This is a genomic window from Kitasatospora sp. MBT63, assembly GCF_000710465.2.
In the GTDB taxonomy this organism is placed as follows: domain Bacteria; phylum Actinomycetota; class Actinomycetes; order Streptomycetales; family Streptomycetaceae; genus Kitasatospora.
The window spans coordinates 1-15,219 of record NZ_JAIZ01000817.1; the positions used below are offsets into that span (position 1 = coordinate 1).

The following is a 15,219-nucleotide window of genomic DNA, read 5'->3' on the forward strand; positions in this document are numbered from 1 at the left end:
GCGCGCGCGGGGCGCGCCGACCGGGCCGCCGGGGCCGGGGCCCGCCCGGTCCCGGCGGGGGCGGGCGGAAGCGATTGGCGGAACACCCCCCTGAGTGCGCTAATGTATGTCCCGCAGCGAGCGCCGAAGACCCGGAGGGATCCGGGAGGACGGCAGAAGATCGATCCCCCATAGCTCAATTGGCAGAGCAGCCGACTGTTAATCGGCAGGTTATTGGTTCGAGTCCAATTGGGGGAGCCAGGACGGTCCCTCCGGATCGTCCCGCTGTGCAGTCCCCCATAGCTCAATTGGCAGAGCAGCCGACTGTTAATCGGCAGGTTATTGGTTCGAGTCCAATTGGGGGAGCTTCGCCTCTCCGGAGACGATCGGTACAGAGCGACGGCCCCTCGGCAGACCGGGGGGCTTTCGTGTTCCCCCGCCCGGTTCGCGCGCCCGGCGCCCGCGGTCAGGCGGTGGCCCGCCGGTAGAGGTCGTCGACCCGCTGGTCGAAGGCGACGCTGTAGGACACCGCGTCGGTGTCCCCGCCCTCCTGGTAACCGCCGATCACGCCGACCAGCTGCCCGTTCCCGGTGAGCCAGGGGCTGCCGCTGGTGCCGACGGTGTAGCCGGAGCACTCGAACCGGCTCTGGGTCGGGCTCTGCGAGGTGGTCCGGTTGGAGCAGGTGACCGGGGCGCCGCGCTCGTTCGGGTAGCCGGTGACCGAGACCGGCAGGTCGAAGCCGAGGCCGGTGACCAGCCGGTTGGCGCCGAGCAGGTCCTGGATCTCCTGACCCTGGACGGACTGCACGGTGAGGAAGGCCACGTCGTAGTCGGGGTCCTCGCTGTCGGTCCAGTGCTGGTCGACCGTGACGGAGGCCACTGGCCACACCCCGTACGGGGCGATGCCGTCGCGGAAGCCGGGGGCGAAGACCAGGTCGTCGAAGCGGCCGCGCTCGGTGCTGTGGACGCAGTGCGCGGCGGTGACCAGCAGATTGCGGTGCGGGCTCGCGACCACGCTGGCGGTGCACATCCGCGGGCCGTTCAGCTCTGCCAGGAAGAGCGCGCCGATCCGGTCGTCGGCGGCGTCGGCGGGCGCCGGACGGGCGGTCAGCCGGGAGCCCCAGCGCTGCGAGCCGCCGTCGTCGAGCAGGCCGCACGCGGTCGCGGCCAGGGCCAGCAGCAGTACGGCCGGCCGCAGGGCCCGCCGTACCCGTCCAGTCCGGTCCATCCTGCTCCCCGTGCTCCCGCTCCCCGTTGGTACGTCCCGCGCGGCCCGCTCCGCGAGGGGCCCGGATCCAAGATCTACCAGCCCGGCCCGCGGGTCCGCCAGGTGGGTGGTGGAACGGGCTCAGGGGGGCGTACCCGGTTGCGCCCCCGGCGCGCACCGCAGGTGATCGACCGGCTATGCTGCCGGGGACGGCCCTGAGGGGCCGTCTGCTGCTGGAACGGCCGGCCTGCCGGTGCGCCAGCTGGTCGAATCGGGGGCGGTAGCTCAGCCGGTTAGAGCAGGGGACTCATAATCCCTTGGTCGTGGGTTCGAGTCCCACCCGCCCCACTCGACGCACCGGTCTGTGCCTGCGAGAACTCTAGGGCAGGCGCCGGTGCCGGACCGGCACCGACACACCGGGGTCCTCGGCCCGGTGGGGCGCTCCGCCCGCGAAGGACCCGTCGAGGGCTTCGTATGCTGACCCGGTGCTCACTCCCGCGGCGTTGCCCACCCCGCTGACCCCGGTCGCCGACCCGCTGTTCGCCGCCGCCGGGGTGGAGCTCCTGCTGAAGCGGGACGATCTGGCGCACCCGACGGTGCCCGGCAACAAGTGGCGCAAGCTGGCGCCCAATCTGCGGCCCGCGCTGCTGGCCGGCCACCGGGGGCTGCTGACGTACGGCGGGGCGTACTCCACGCACGTGCGGGCGGTGGCGGCGGCCGCGCGGGGGCTGGGGCTGGCGAGCGTCGGGGTGATCCGTGGCGAGGAGCTGGCGGCGGCGCCGCGCAACTGGTCGCTGCGGGCGGCGGAGGCGGCGGGGATGGTGCTGGAGTTCGTCCCGCGCTCGGTGTACCGGGAGCTGGTGGTGCGGGGAGGCGAGCCCAGGGAGGGGTACCTGGTGCTGCCCGAGGGCGGGTCGAACGCGCTCGCGGTGCGCGGCGCCGCCGTGGTCGCCGGGGAACTCGCCGGGCAGATACCCGGCCTGGGGGAGCGGGACCTGGTGTGCTGCCCGGTCGGCACCGGCGGGACGCTGGCCGGCATCGCGGCCGGGCTGCCGCCGGGGGCGCGGGCGCTCGGGGTGGCGGTGCTGCGCGGCGAGGGCTACCTGGAGGGGGAGGTGACGCGGCTGCACCGGGCCGCGTACGGGCGGGAGTTCGGCAACTGGCGGATCCACCACGGGCACCACGGCGGCGGCTACGGCCGGGTGCCCGCCGAGCTGGAGGCCTTCGCCGCCGGGTTCGGGCGCCGGCACGGGGTGCCGGTCGAGCGGCGGTACGTGGCGAAGGCGCTGAAGGCCGTCCACGACCTGGCGGCGGCCCGGGAGTTGGCCGCCGGCACCCGGGTCACCGTGGTCGTCACGGGGCTCCCCGATCCCCTGACCGACCTCAGCCGAAGCTGAGGTCGGCGCAGAGGTCGCTGTCGGCCGGGCGGGTGTTCTCGGTGATCCCGGTCGGGATGCCGGTGGGCAGCGCGGTCGGTGTGCCGGCCGCCGTGCCGTCGGCGTCGGGCCCGGTGGTACGGGTGGCGGCGTAGTCCCGGCCGAGGGTCACGGTCAGGCCGTCGGCGGCCGGGTCGGGCTGCACCTCGGCGCCGGGGAACAGCTGTGCGAGCCGGTCGGCGGCGGCCTGCTGGCCCTGGGCGTACCCGATCAGGGTGGTGCGACGGAAGGCCGTGTCCGGGCCGACGGTGACCTGGAGGTAGCCCTTGGTTCTCAGGTCCGCCGCGGCCTGGCCGCCGAGCCCGCCGGCCCGGGAGGCGTTGTGCACTGTGAGCGGGACGTCCCCCGCGGCCGGCGCGGTGGCCGTCGGGGACGGCAACTGCGGGGCCGACGGCGAGGCGGTGGCCGACGGGTCGGCGGCCGACTGGCCTGTCAGGGTGCGGTCCTGGCGCAGCAGCGCCCACAGGGCGTCCACGTCGGGGTGGACCAGGGCGACCCGCTCGCCCTGGTAGCGCCAGGGGACGGTGACGAAGGAGATGTCGGCGAGGTCGATGCCCTGCAGCGACTGGGCGAAGTCGGCGAGCTTGACGGCCGAGCCGAGCTCCGGGTCGACGGTGAGCGACTTGGTCGCCGCGTCGGCGAGCGGGAGCAGGGTGGTCGGGTTGAAGCCCTGGCTGCGGATCTTCTTGATCAGCGAGGACATGAAGGCCTGCTGCCGCTTCACCCGGCCGATGTCCGAGCCGTCGCCGAAGCCGTGCCGCGCGCGGACGTAGTCGAGCGCCTGCTGCCCGGAGACGGTCTGCCGGCCCTTGGCCAGGTGTATGCCGTAGGAGTTGACGTCGTTGGGCACGCAGACGTCGACTCCGTGCACCGCCTCGGTCATCGCCGCGAAGCCCTTGAAGTCGACCACGATGGTGTGGTCGACCCGCAGGCCGGTCAGCGCCTCGACGGTGTTCTGGGTGCAGGCCGGGTTGCCCTGCGGGTACTCGCCGACCGTGAAGGCCGAGTTGAACATCTGGTTGGTCCGCGCCTGCGACCAGCTGCCGCTCGGCAGCCGGCAGGCGGGGACGGTGACCAGGGTGTCGCGGGGTATCGAGACGCCGACGGCGTGCTTGTGGTCCGCGTACACGTGCAGCAGGATCGCGGTGTCGGAGTGGCCGACGCCCTCCTCGCCGCCGCCGAGGTCGCCGTTGCCGTCCTGGCGGGTGTCGGAGCCGAGCAGCAGGATGTTGACCGGGCGTCCGCCCCCGCTCGCGGTCGGGCCGGCCGGCGGCCGGCTGGTGGCGACGCCGTCCGCCGAGAAGGTGCTGATGTTGTGGTCGAGGCGCTGGTAGAACCAGGCCCCGACGCCGGCGGTGGCGACCACCAGGACGGCGGCGGTGGCGCCGAGTCCACGGGCGATCCGGCCCCGGCGGGTCTTGGCGGGCCGGGAGGTGCGGTCGGTCATCGCTCAGCGCTCTCTGCCAGGTGTGGCGGGCGCCACGGGTACACGTACGGTCCAGATCAATAGACGGACCAGCGGCGTGTCCGGTTACACCTCGCAGGGCCGAACTTCGTGCCGGCCCGCACCGGGGCGGGTCAGCCGGTGGCCGCCTCGGCCGAATCGGCCCCCTCCAGCATCCTGCGCAGCAGGTCGCGCAGGTGCCGGCGCTCGTCGTCGTCGAGCGCGGCCAGCGGCTCGCGGGCGAAGTTCAGCGACTCGCGCAGCTCGTCGGTGGCCAGGCCGCCGGCCTCGGTGGCGGCCACCAGCTTGACCCGGCGGTCCAGCGGGTCGGCCTCGCGGGTGACGAAGCCGCGGGACTCCAGGCGGTCCACGATGCCGGTGATGTTGGAAGGTTCGCAGGCCAGGGTCTGGGCGATGTGCCGCATCGGCATCGGGCCGCGCCGCAGCAGGCCGAGCACCTTGGCCTGGGCGCCGGTCAGCGAGCGGGCGGCGGCCGCCTCCTCGTACTCGCGGTGGAAGAGCGCGACCAGGCTCGCCATGAGGTCGACGACCTCGCGGGTGATCGCGTCGGCGGGCGGCTGCTGCTTCTCCATGGACATCAGTCTAGCTGAACATTTGACAACCTGAACCTTTTATCCGCACGATTGCTTTAGCTGGTCAACCTTTCAGGTGGGCCTACGGATCATCGAACGTGCAAGGAGCAGGACATGGCAGAGCAGGCGACGCCCACCACCGGCCGCGAGTGGCAGCTGGCCGCCCGTCCGCAGGGCTGGCCGACCCCGGCGGACTTCGCCCTGGTCGAGGCACCGGTCCGGCAGCCCGGCCCGGGGCAGATCCTGGTCCGCAACGCGTTCCTGTCGGTGGACCCCTACATGCGCGGCCGGATGAACGACGTGAAGTCCTACGTTCCGCCGTTCGGGATCGGCGAGACGATGGACGGCGGCGCGGTCGGGTACGTGGTCGCCTCCCAGGCCGAGGGCTTCCAGGTCGGCGACGCCGTCCTGCACGGCCTGGGCTGGCGCGAGTACGCGACCCTGGACGCGGCGCGCGCGGTCAAGGTCGACCCGGAGCTCGCACCGCTCTCCTACTACCTCGGGGTCCTGGGCATGCCGGGCCTGACCGCTTACGCCGGTCTGCTCGAGGTGGCCTCCTTCCGGGAGGGCGACACCGTCTTCGTCTCCGGCGCGGCCGGCGCCGTCGGTTCGCTGGTCGGCCAGATCGCCCGGCTCAAGGGCGCCGCACGGGTCATCGGCTCGGCGGGCTCCGCCGAGAAGGTGGCCACCCTGGTCGACGGCTACGGCTTCGACGCCGCCTTCGACTACAAGGCGGGACCGGTGGCCGCCCAGCTCGCCGAGGCCGCCCCGGACGGCATCGACGTGTACTTCGACAACGTCGGCGGCGACCACCTGGAGGCCGCGATCGGCGCGCTCAACGTCCACGGCCGGGCCACCCTCTGCGGCGCCATCGCCCAGTACAACGACACCGGCGCGCCGGTCGGACCGCGCAACCTGGCGCTGGCCATCGGCAAGCGCCTGCGGCTGCAGGGCATGCTGGTCGGCGACCACGCCGCGCTCCAGCCGCAGTTCGTCGCCGACATGGCGGGCTGGCTGAAGAGCGGCGAACTGCGCTACGACGAGACCGTGGTGGAGGGCGTGGAGAACGCCGCCGACGCCTTCATCGGCCTGCTGCGCGGTGCCAACACCGGCAAGATGGTCGTCAAGCTCTGACCGTCCACCCCCCGCCGCCCCGCACACCGCCCGGTGTGCGGGGCGGTTCGGGTACGGGCGCTCGGCGCGGGCGCCACCCGGCTTTCCGACGGACCGTCACCCGGCCCGCGCCGTCGGCCGATAGCGTGGCCGCGACCGCCCCGGCCGGCCGATAGGTCCGTTCGGGGGAGAGATCCCGAGCGGGGGTGGACCTCCCCGGGGATCCGACTAACATTGGGTGAAAGCTTGTCCGTTTTGCTCAATTTGATGACCTAATGTCGAATAAGTTGAGCGTCACGGGGGTAGACGGTACCTACCGGCGATGGGCACGAGGCAGCTGGGGAAGGCGACCCTCGTCCACAGCCTGGAGGTCCCGGTGTCGACACGTGGAGTCCTGTACGTCCACTCCGCGCCCCGCGCGCTGTGCCCGCATGTCGAGTGGGCGGTCGCGGGCGTGCTCGGTGTACGCGTCAGCCTCGACTGGATCCGGCAACCCGCCGCGCCCGGTCAGTGGCGGGCCGAACTGTCCTGGCAGGGCGAGCCCGGGACGGCCTCCCGGCTGGCCTCCGCCCTGCGCGGCTGGCAGCTGCTGCGCTACGAGGTCACCAGCGAGCCCTGCGCCACCGCCGAGGGCGAGCGCTACAGCAGCACGCCCAGCCTGGGCATCTTCCACGCCGTCACCGGCCTGCACGGCGACATCCTGATCCCCGAGGACCGGCTGCGCGCCGTCCTGCTGCGCTCCCGCAACGAGGGAGGCGACCTGGAGGCCGACCTCGCCCGGCTGCTCGGCAAGCCCTGGGACGACGAGTTGGAGCCGTTCCGCTACGCCGGCGAGGGCGCCCCGGTGCGTTCAGGGTCCGTCGGGCCGTCAGGCCGAGCGGAAGGCCAGCACCACGTTGTGGCCGCCGAAGCCGAACGAGTTGTTGAGCGCCGCGATCCGGCCCTCGGGCAGCTTGCGGGGCTCACCGGTGACGATGTCCGCGTCGATGTCGTCGTCGATCTGGTCGACGTTGATGGTCGGCGGTGCCAGGCGGTGGTGCAGGGCCAGCACGGTCGCGACGGTCTCGATGCCGCCGGCGCCGCCGAGCAGGTGGCCGGTCATGGACTTGGTCGCCGAGATCGCGACGTGGTCCAGGTGCTCGCCGAGCTCCTTGCGCAGCGCCTTCACCTCGGCGGTGTCACCCTGCGGGGTGGAGGTGGCGTGCGCGTTGACGTGCACCACCTCGGCCTTGTCCAGGTCGTTGCGCTCGAACAGGTCGGCGATGGCACGGGCCACACCGGCGCCGGTCGGCTCCGGCTGGGCGATGTGGTGGGCGTCCGAGGACAGGCCCTGGCCGACGGCCTCGCAGTAGATCCGGGCGCCGCGGGCGGCGGCGTGCTCCGCCGACTCCAGCACGACCACGCCGGCGCCCTCGCCGAGCACGAAGCCGTCCCGGCCCTTGTCGTACGGGCGGGAGGCGTGCTCGGGGTCGTCGTTGTTCTTGGACATCGCCATCATGTTGGAGAAGGCGACGATCGGCAGCGGGTGGATCGCGGCCTCGGTGCCGCCGGCCACCACGACGTCGGCGCGGCCGCTGCGGATCATCTCGATCGCGTAGCCGATCGCCTCGGCGCCGGAGGCGCAGGCGGAGACGGGGGTGTGCACGCCGGCCCGGGCGCCGACCTCCAGACCGACGTTGGCGGCCGGGGAGTTGGGCATCAGCATCGGCACGGTGTGCGGGGAGACCTTGCGTACGCCCTGCTGCTTGAGCACGTCGTACTGGTCGAGCAGGGTGGTGACGCCGCCGATGCCGGAGGCGATCACGGCGCCCAGGCGCTCGGGGGCGAGCTTGGAGGACAGATCGGTGGCCGGGGTCTCGTACCCGGCGTCGGCCCAGGCCTCGCGGGCGGCGATCAGCGCGAACTGCGCCGAGCGGTCCAGCTTGCGGGCCAGCGGGCGGGGCAGGATCTCGCCCGGCTCCACGGCGGTGCGCGCGGCGATCCGGACCGGCAGGTCGGCGGCCCACTCCTCGGTCAGTGCGGCGACCCCGGAACGGCCGGCGAGCAGGCCCTCCCAGAACGAGGCGGCGTCGCCGCCCAGCGGCGTGAAGGCGCCGATACCCGTGACGACCACGGTGCGGTTTTCAGCGGTCACTGGTTTCTTCTTCTCTCACGTTGTTCAGGGGAGGGGCGGGCCGAGCGGGAGGGGAGGGGTGGCCGGGGTGCGGTTGGGCACCCCGGCCGTTCAGCCGGTGATCAGCTGTTGGCGATGATGAAGTCCACCGCGTCGCCGACGGTCTTGAGGTTCTTGACCTCGTCGTCCGGGATCTTCGCGCCGAAGCGCTCCTCGGCAGCCACGACGACCTCGACCATGGACAGCGAGTCGACGTCCAGGTCGTCGGTGAAGGACTTGTCGAGCTCGACGTCCTCGGCCGGGATGCCGGCGATCTCGTTGACGATCTCGGCGAGACCGGCCAGAACCTCGTCCTTGGTAGCCATAGTGGCTGCTCCTCTTCGGTGTTGAAAGCGAACGGTCCGGCGGACCGTCGCAGGTTTTCCTCGACGGCGGGGATGCCCTCGGTGGCTTGGATGCCTAGGGGAGAGTAACGACTGCGGCCGCGTAGACCAGACCCGCCCCGAACCCGATGATCAGTGCCAGGTCGCCGCTCTTCGCCGCACCGCTCTCCAGCATGCGCTCCATCGCCAGCGGGATGGAGGCGGCGGAGGTGTTGCCGGTCTCGACGATGTCGCGGGCCACCGGCACCGACTCGGGAAGCTTGAGTGCCTTGATCATCGTGTCGGTGATCCGCATGTTGGCCTGGTGCGGGATGAACGCGCCGAGCTGGTCGGCGGTGATCCCGGCGGCGTCCAGCGCCTGCTGCGCGACCTTCGCCATCTCCCAGACCGCCCAGCGGAACACGGTCTGACCCTCCATCCGCAGGGCCGGCCACTTGACCTCGTCGCCGGCGCCGTTGACGGCGTCCTCCTTGGCGAACGCGGTGTCCCAGGCCTGGGTCTGCGAGATGACGTCGCGCTGCGAACCGTCCGAACCCCAGATCACCTTGCCGATGCCGGGGACCTCGGACGGGCCGACGATGGCCGCGCCCGCGCCGTCACCGAAGATGAAGGCGGTGGAGCGGTCCGAGGTGTCGGTCAGGTCGCTGAGCCGCTCGACGCCGATCACCAGCACGTACTCGGCGCTGCCGCCGCGCACCATGCCGTCGGCCAGGCCCAGGCCGTAGCCGAAGCCGGCGCAGGCGGCCGAGATGTCGAACGCCGGTGCGGTGCCGCAGCCGAGCCGCTCGGCGATCTCGGTGGCGATGGCGGGGGTCTGCTTCAGGTGCGAGACGGTCGCCACGATGACGCCGCCGATCTGCTCGGGGGCGATCCCGGCCTGGGCGATCGCCTTGCCGGCCGCCTGCACCGACATCTCGGCGACGGTCTCCTCGGGACCGGCCCAGCGGCGCTCGGCGATGCCGCTGCGCGAGCGGATCCACTCGTCCGAGGACTCGATCCAGTTGAGCACCTCGGCGTTGGGGATCACCCGGACCGGGCGGTAGCCGCCCACACCGTGGATCCGGGAGAACTGGGCGCCGGTGGCGGGCCTGATCTGCGGGTTGGTCATGCGTCGTTCTCCTGACCGCCGTGGACCGCGACGAGCTCACGGGCCTTGTCGAGGTCGGCGGGGCTCTTCAGGGCCAGCGTCGCGACACCCTTGACGTTGCGCTTGACCAGGTTGGTGAGGGTGCCGGCCGGCGACAGCTCGATCACGGCGGTCGCACCCAGCTGCTGGATGGTCTCCATGCACAGGTCCCAGCGGACCGGGTTGGAGACCTGCGCGACCAGGCGGGAGAGCACCTCGGCACCGGTGGCGACGGCCTCACCGTCCCGGTTGGAGACGTAGGTGACCAGCGGGTCCGCGGTGCTCAGGGTCGGCGCCAGCTTCTCCAGGCGCTCCACCCCGGGGGCCATGTGCTCGGTGTGGAAGGCGCCCGCGACCTTCAGCGGGATCAGCCGGGCGCCGGCCGGCGGGTCGGCCTTCAGCGCCGCCAGCTGGTCCAGCGTGCCGGCGGCCACCAGCTGGCCGCCGCCGTTGTTGTTGGCCGCGGTCACGCCGTACTCGGCGAACTTCGCGGCCACCGCCTCGGGGTCCCCGCCGAGCACGGCGGTCATCCCGGTCGCGGTCCGCGCGGCGGCGTCGGCCATCCCCAGGCTGCGCTCACGGACGAAGACCAGCGCGTCCTCGGCGCTCAGCACCCCGGCCAGCGCGGCCGCGGTGATCTCGCCGACGCTGTGGCCGGCCACCGCGCCGACCAGCTCGCGCGGCACCGGGCCGGCCGGGAACAGCTCGCCGGCGGTCAGCAGCCCGGCCGCGACCAGCAGCGGCTGGGCGACGGCGGTGTCCTTGATCTCCTCTTCGGAGGCCTCGGTGCCGTAGCGGACCAGGTCGAGGCCGGCCACGGTCGACCACTGCCGCAGCCGGTCGGCGGCGCCGTCCAGTTCAAGCCAGGGGTTGAGGAAGCCGGGAGTCTGGGCACCCTGTCCAGGGGCGACGATTACGAGCACGGTTCAACCCTCTCTCGCCGGACGCCCGGGGGCGGGTAGGCGACGGTAACGAAGAAAAGCACGTCGGCTTGTGGAGTCTCCACAGTGCCTCAGCCCTGCTCGGCCACCGAGCCCAGGCGTCCGAGCGCAAGGGCGATGCGCAGGGTGAAGGCCGAACGTACGTCGGACGGAGCATAGCCGGTGACGTCCGTCACACGACGCAGCCGGTAGCGCACGGTATTTGGGTGAACGAAGAGCATCCGGGCGGCCCCTTCGAGTGAGGACGCCTGCTCCAGGTAGACACTCAGCGTCTCCAGCAGTGCCGACCCGGCCTCCTCCAGCGGTGTGTAGATCTCCTCCACCAACTGCTGCCGGGCCACCTCGTCGCCCGCCAACGCCCGTTCCGGCAGCAGGTCGTCGGCCAGCACCGGGCGCGGCGCGTCCGGCCAGGCCGCGCAGGCCCGCAGACCGGCGGCGGCCGCGTGCGCCGAGCGGGTCGCCGACAGCAGGTCGCCCACGGTCGGGCCGACCACGACCGGGCCGGGGGCGAACTGGCCGATCAGCGCCCGGGCCGCGTGCACCGGCTCCTTGTCACCGCCGACCACCACCACCAGCCGCCGGCCGAGCACCCCGGTCAGCACGTGCAGCTTGGCGTACCGGGCGGCCCGCCGGATCGCCTCCACCACCAGTTCGCTGTCCCCGTCCGGCGCGCTGCCCATCACCACCCTGACCTGCTTGGGCTGGCCCCAGCCGAGCGCCGCCGCCCGCGACAGCACGCCCTCGTCGGCGTCGCCGGACAGCAGCGAGTTGACCACCAGTGCCTCCAGCCGGGCGTCCCAGGCACCGCGCGCCTCGGCGGCCTGGGCGTACACCTGGGCGGTGGCGAAGGCGATCTCGCGGGCGTACACCAGCACCGACTCGCGCATCCCGGCCTCGTCGCCCGGGGCGGCCACCTCCTCGATGGCCTCCTCCATCACCTCGATCGTGGTGCGGATCAGCTCGACCGTCTGGCGCAGGGTGATGGCCCGGGTCAGCTCGCGCGGCGCGGTGCCGAAGACGTCCGTGGAGATCGCCTGCGGGGCCTCCGGGTGCCGGTACCACTCGGTGAAGGCCGCGATGCCGGCCTGGGCCACCAGGCCGATCCAGGACCGGTGCTCCGGCGGCATCCGCCGGTACCAGGCCAGCTGGTCGTCCATCCGCGCGATGGCGGCGGTGGCGAGCTTCCCGGCGGACTTCTCCAACCGCTTGAGGGTCGCCACCCGCAGCTCGGCGCGCTCGGCGGCGAGCTTGCGCTCCTGCGCCGTCAGCCGGCCGGTCCGGCCGGTGGCGGGCGGCTTGGCCGCGGCTGGACGGGCGGGCGCCGCCTTCTTGGCGGCGGACTTCTTGTCGGGACTCGCTGAAGCGGCTGGCACAGGAACAAGACTGCCTCACCCGGGGACATGCTGGTGCACACCCCCACCGGAACCACCGGGTGGGCCAGGTCACACCCGTTACGGTAGGCACCGTGACCGACACCCGAGAGCGCCCCCGCGCCGACCTGCGCCGGGCCCCCGAGCGCTACCTCTCCACCCCGGCGGCGGGCATCGAGACCCGGCACGCCTTCTCCTTCTCCGGGCACTACGACCCGAAGAACACCCACTTCGGCGCGCTGCTCGCCTGCAACGAGGAGACCCTCGCCCCCGGCGCCGGGTACGAGGAGCACCTGCACCGTGACACCGAGCTGCTGACCTGGGTGGTCTCCGGTGCGCTCGCCCACCGGGACGGCGACGGCCACGCCGGCGTGGTCCGCCCCGGCATGCTCCAGCACCTCAGCGCCGGGCGCGGCGTCCGGCACACCGAGCGCAACGTCGGCGGCGCCGACACGCCGGTCCGCTTCGTCCAGCTCTGGCTCCAGCCTGACGAGTTCGCCGCCGACCCGGCGTACGGGCTGCGCCGGGTCGACCCGGACCCCGGCGGACTGACCCTGCTCGCCTCGGGCCTGGCCCGGGACGCCGGGACCGCGGCCCTGCGGCTGCGCCGCAGCGACGCCGCGCTGCACCTGGTCACGGCCGGCCCGTGGCAGCCGCTGCCCGATCTGCCGCAGGCGCCGTACCGGTACGCGCACCTGACGGTGGGTTCGGTCGGCTACCGCACGGTGCCGGGCCCGCAGGGCGGCGGCCGCTCGCTGGAGCCCGGCGACAGCGTCCGGATCACCGGACCGGCCTTCGCCGACCCGGTGGCCGGTCCGGACGGTACCCAACTGCTGCTGCTGGAGATGCACTCCGGGCTCGTGCTGGGGTGAGCGCGGCCGGCGCGGCCGGGGCTCAGCCGTTCAGCTCGGCCAGCACGGCGTCGGTGAACCGCGGCCACACCTCGGCGGCCCACGGCCCGAAGTCGCGGTCGGTGAGGGCGACGCAGGCCGCCCCGGCGGCCGGGTCGACCCACAGGAAGGTGCCGGACTGGCCGAAGTGGCCGAAGGTCCCGGCCGAGCTGGCGGTGCCGGTCCAGTGCGGGGCCTTGTCGCCGCGGATCTCGAAGCCCAGACCCCAGTCGTTGGGCCGGCGGTGGCCGAAGCCGGGGAGCACCCCGCTGGTGCCGGGGAACGCGACCTCGCGGGTGGCGGTGTGCACGGTGCCCGGGTCGAGCAGCCGGGGGGCCTGCAACTCGGCGGCGAACAGCGCCAGATCGGCCACCGTGGACAGGCCGCCCGCGCCGGCCGGCGAGCGGTGCGCGGTGTTGATCAGGGAGGAGTGCATCCCCAGCGGCTCGAACACGGCCTCGGCGACGTACTTCCCGAACTCGATCCCGGCGGCCTGCTGAAGGGTCTGCGCCAGCACGTCGAAACCCGCGTTGGAGTACAGCCGCCGGTTCCCGGGCGCGGCCATCACCCGGTGCTCGTCGAAGGCCAGCCCCGAGGTGTGGGCCAGCAGGTGCCGGACGGTCGAACCCTCCGGGCCGGCCGGGTCGTCCAGCTCGAAGACCCCCTCCTCGACCGCGACCAGCACGGCGTACGAGGTGAGCAGCTTGGTCACCGACGCCAGCGGGAACAGCTGCTGCTGCGGGCCGTGCCCGCCCAGCACCGCGCCGTCGGCGCTCCGTACCACCGCCGCCGCAGCGTTCGGCACCGGCCAGTCCTCGATCATCCGCAAGCTCTGCATGGCCGGAACTCTAGCGATCGGGGCGGCCGCCACGCGTGCGAGGCTTGCTTGGAGTGCACTCCAACTCGCTAGTTTCGTAGTCGTCGCCGATCACCGGGGGTCACACCATGGCAACGCTCGCACCGATCGAGGCCGACCTGCTCAGTTGCGAGGAGGCCTACCACCGGCAGGCGGACCTGCCCGCGGACCGGACCCCGCGGCACGCCATCGGCGAGGTCGCCGCCGCCAGCGGCCTGACCGCGCACACGCTGCGCTGGTACGAGCGGATCGGTCTGCTCGACCCCGTCGACCGCTCCTACTCGGGGCAGCGCCGCTACAGCGACGCCGACCTGACCCGGCTGGCCTTCCTGGGCAGGCTGCGGCTGACCGGCATGCCGGTCGCCGACATGCTCCGCTACGTGGAACTGGTCCGCCTCGGCGCCGACACCTACGACCGGCGGCGGGACCTGCTGCTCGCGCACCGCGAAGAGGTCCGGCGCAAGCTCGCCGACCTGCACGCGACCCTCGCCGTCCTCGACTACAAGATCGACCTGTACTCACGTCTCCCCGACGCCGGGGAGCAGAAGGAGAGCGCATGACCCTCCCCACCACCGCGCTCGGCACCGGCGGCCCGGTCGTCGGCAGCCAGGGCCTGGGCTGCATGGGCATGAGCGAGTTCTACGGTCCGACCGACACCGCCGAGGCACTCGCCACCCTGGATGCCGCGCTTGCGGCCGGCGTCACCCTCTTCGACACCGCCGACGTCTACGGGTCCGGCCACAACGAGGAGCTGATCGGCCCGTTCGTGCGGGCCAACCGGGACCGGGTGGTGCTGGCCACCAAGTTCGCGATCGAGCGCCGCGCCGACGACCCCTCCTACCGCGGGGTGCGCAACGACCCGGCGTACGTCCGGGCCGCCGTCGACGCCTCGCTGCGGCGGCTGGGCGTCGAGGTGATCGACCTCTACTACATGCACCGCCGCGACCCGCGGGTGCCGCTGGCCGAGTCGGTCGGCGCGATGGCGGAGCTGGTGCAGGCGGGCAAGGTCCGCCACCTCGGGCTGTCCGAGGTGACCGGGGACGAGCTGCGCGAGGCGCACGCGGTCCACCCGATCGCCGCGCTGCAGTCCGAGTGGTCGGTGTTCTCCCGGGACGTCGAGCGGACCGCGGTGCCCGCCGCGGCCGAGCTGGGGGTCGCGTTCGTGCCGTACTCGCCGCTCGGGCGGGGCTTCCTGACCGGCGCGTTCACCGCCGCCGAGCAGCTCGCCGCGGACGACTACCGGCGCAGCCACCCGCAGTTCAGCGGGGAGAACGCGGCCCGCAACGCCGCGCTGGTGGCGCCGATCCAGAAGGTCGCCGCCGAGCGCGGCGTCACCGCCGCACAGGTCGCGCTGGCCTGGGTGCACCAGCGGGCCGAGGTGCACGGGCTGACCGTGGTCCCGATCCCCGGCACCCGCAAGCGCACCCGGCTGGCCGAGAACACCGCGGCCGCCACGCTACGGCTGACGGCCACGGAGCTGGCGGCGCTGGAGCCGGTCGCCGGGCAGGTGACCGGGGACCGCTACGCCGACATGACGTTCACCTCGGCCGGCCGGGAGTGACCGGCCGCGAGTGACCGGGGACGAGTGACCGGGCGCTCGCAGCCGCCCGCGAGCCGCCGCCCGCGAGCCGCCGCTCGTGGGCCGCGGCCGGTGCGGCCGCGGTCCACGGACCGGTGGCTCAGACGGCCCGGCCCAGCCAGGCGGCCAGCCGGGTGGTGGCGTCGGCGCCTTCGGGCGCGGGCCGGACCGGGCCGAACGGCAGGGCGC

Annotated in this window: 14 protein-coding genes, 3 tRNA genes and 1 pseudogene; 9 read left to right on the plus strand and 9 right to left on the minus strand. The window is 73.3% G+C overall.

All coding sequences use genetic code 11. From position 1 onward, the window contains the following. Window positions 1-164 precede the first annotated feature (164 nt). Both AA75_RS42885 and AA75_RS42890 read left to right on the plus strand, forming a co-directional pair. Window positions 165-240 (plus strand) — tRNA-Asn (locus tag AA75_RS42885). Between the two features lie 32 nt (window positions 241-272). Beyond that, window positions 273-345, plus strand: a tRNA-Asn gene (locus tag AA75_RS42890). 100 nt (window positions 346-445) lie between these two features. Here the strand turns inward: AA75_RS42890 and AA75_RS42895 are convergent. Continuing rightward, on the minus strand, window positions 446-1,207 hold the full coding sequence (locus tag AA75_RS42895; RefSeq protein ID WP_033825974.1) for a serine protease: 762 nt from the start codon (window positions 1,205-1,207) through the stop codon (window positions 446-448). A gap of 253 nt (window positions 1,208-1,460) precedes the next feature. On the opposite strand from AA75_RS42895, the gene AA75_RS42900 reads away from it, so the two are divergent. Both AA75_RS42900 and AA75_RS42905 read left to right on the plus strand, forming a co-directional pair. Continuing rightward, window positions 1,461-1,534: transfer RNA gene (locus AA75_RS42900), tRNA-Ile, on the plus strand. Between the two features lie 137 nt (window positions 1,535-1,671). Beyond that, window positions 1,672-2,583 carry a 1-aminocyclopropane-1-carboxylate deaminase/D-cysteine desulfhydrase gene (locus AA75_RS42905; RefSeq protein WP_033825975.1) on the plus strand — a complete coding sequence of 304 codons (912 nt, stop codon included), beginning with the start codon at window positions 1,672-1,674 and terminating at the stop codon, window positions 2,581-2,583. On the opposite strand, the gene AA75_RS42910 is transcribed toward AA75_RS42905, so the two are convergent. Then, window positions 2,570-4,069 carry an LCP family protein gene (locus AA75_RS42910; RefSeq protein ID WP_033825976.1) on the minus strand — a complete coding sequence of 500 codons (1,500 nt, stop codon included), beginning with the start codon at window positions 4,067-4,069 and terminating at the stop codon, window positions 2,570-2,572. The genes AA75_RS42905 and AA75_RS42910 overlap by 14 nt on opposite strands. 131 nt (window positions 4,070-4,200) lie before the next feature. Continuing rightward, window positions 4,201-4,665, minus strand: a complete 465-nt coding sequence (locus AA75_RS42915; RefSeq protein WP_082527266.1) for a MarR family winged helix-turn-helix transcriptional regulator — start codon at window positions 4,663-4,665, stop codon at window positions 4,201-4,203. 108 nt (window positions 4,666-4,773) lie between these two features. Between AA75_RS42915 and AA75_RS42920 the strand changes: the two genes are divergently transcribed. Together AA75_RS42920 and AA75_RS46820 are read left to right on the plus strand one after the other, a co-directional pair. Further along, entirely contained in the window at window positions 4,774-5,793 is a 1,020-nt protein-coding gene (locus AA75_RS42920) for an NADP-dependent oxidoreductase (protein WP_033825978.1), read from the plus strand. A 355-nt stretch (window positions 5,794-6,148) separates the two neighbouring features. Continuing rightward, a pseudogene (locus AA75_RS46820) lies at window positions 6,149-6,622 on the plus strand (DUF3145 domain-containing protein); the annotation flags it as partial. An 18-nt stretch (window positions 6,623-6,640) separates the two neighbouring features. Here AA75_RS46820 and fabF read toward each other — a convergent pair. From fabF to AA75_RS42945, 5 genes are all read right to left on the minus strand, one after another. Next, complete coding sequence (fabF, locus tag AA75_RS42925; protein WP_033825979.1) at window positions 6,641-7,906, minus strand: beta-ketoacyl-ACP synthase II; 1,266 nt, start codon at window positions 7,904-7,906, stop codon at window positions 6,641-6,643. Between the two features lie 101 nt (window positions 7,907-8,007). Beyond that, window positions 8,008-8,250, minus strand: coding sequence for an acyl carrier protein (locus AA75_RS42930; RefSeq protein ID WP_033825980.1), 243 nt, complete (start codon window positions 8,248-8,250; stop codon window positions 8,008-8,010). 94 nt (window positions 8,251-8,344) lie between these two features. After that, entirely contained in the window at window positions 8,345-9,376 is a 1,032-nt protein-coding gene (locus AA75_RS42935; protein ID WP_033825981.1) for a beta-ketoacyl-ACP synthase III, read from the minus strand. Further along, window positions 9,373-10,317, minus strand: a complete 945-nt coding sequence (locus tag AA75_RS42940; protein WP_033825982.1) for an ACP S-malonyltransferase — start codon at window positions 10,315-10,317, stop codon at window positions 9,373-9,375. The genes AA75_RS42935 and AA75_RS42940 overlap by 4 nt, the downstream gene beginning before the upstream one ends. Window positions 10,318-10,406: 89 nt before the next feature. Further along, window positions 10,407-11,603, minus strand: a complete 1,197-nt coding sequence (locus AA75_RS42945) for a CdaR family transcriptional regulator (protein ID WP_082527268.1) — start codon at window positions 11,601-11,603, stop codon at window positions 10,407-10,409. 197 nt (window positions 11,604-11,800) lie between these two features. On the opposite strand from AA75_RS42945, the gene AA75_RS42950 reads away from it, so the two are divergent. Further along, window positions 11,801-12,577, plus strand: coding sequence for a pirin family protein (locus AA75_RS42950; RefSeq protein WP_033825983.1), 777 nt, complete (start codon window positions 11,801-11,803; stop codon window positions 12,575-12,577). A gap of 22 nt (window positions 12,578-12,599) precedes the next feature. On the opposite strand, the gene AA75_RS42955 is transcribed toward AA75_RS42950, so the two are convergent. Next, the gene (locus tag AA75_RS42955) at window positions 12,600-13,433 is read right to left on the minus strand and encodes a serine hydrolase (RefSeq protein WP_033825984.1); all 834 of its coding nucleotides are present in this window, start codon (window positions 13,431-13,433) and stop codon (window positions 12,600-12,602) included. A gap of 107 nt (window positions 13,434-13,540) precedes the next feature. Here AA75_RS42955 and AA75_RS42960 point away from each other — a divergent pair, with 107 nt between their 5' ends. After that, window positions 13,541-14,011, plus strand: coding sequence for a MerR family transcriptional regulator (locus AA75_RS42960; protein ID WP_082527267.1), 471 nt, complete (start codon window positions 13,541-13,543; stop codon window positions 14,009-14,011). Further along, window positions 14,008-15,012 (plus strand): aldo/keto reductase, encoded by a 1,005-nt coding sequence (locus tag AA75_RS42965; RefSeq protein ID WP_033825985.1) that lies wholly within the window; start codon window positions 14,008-14,010, stop codon window positions 15,010-15,012. Before AA75_RS42960 ends, AA75_RS42965 begins: the two co-directional genes overlap by 4 nt. Window positions 15,013-15,219: the final 207 nt, after the last annotated feature.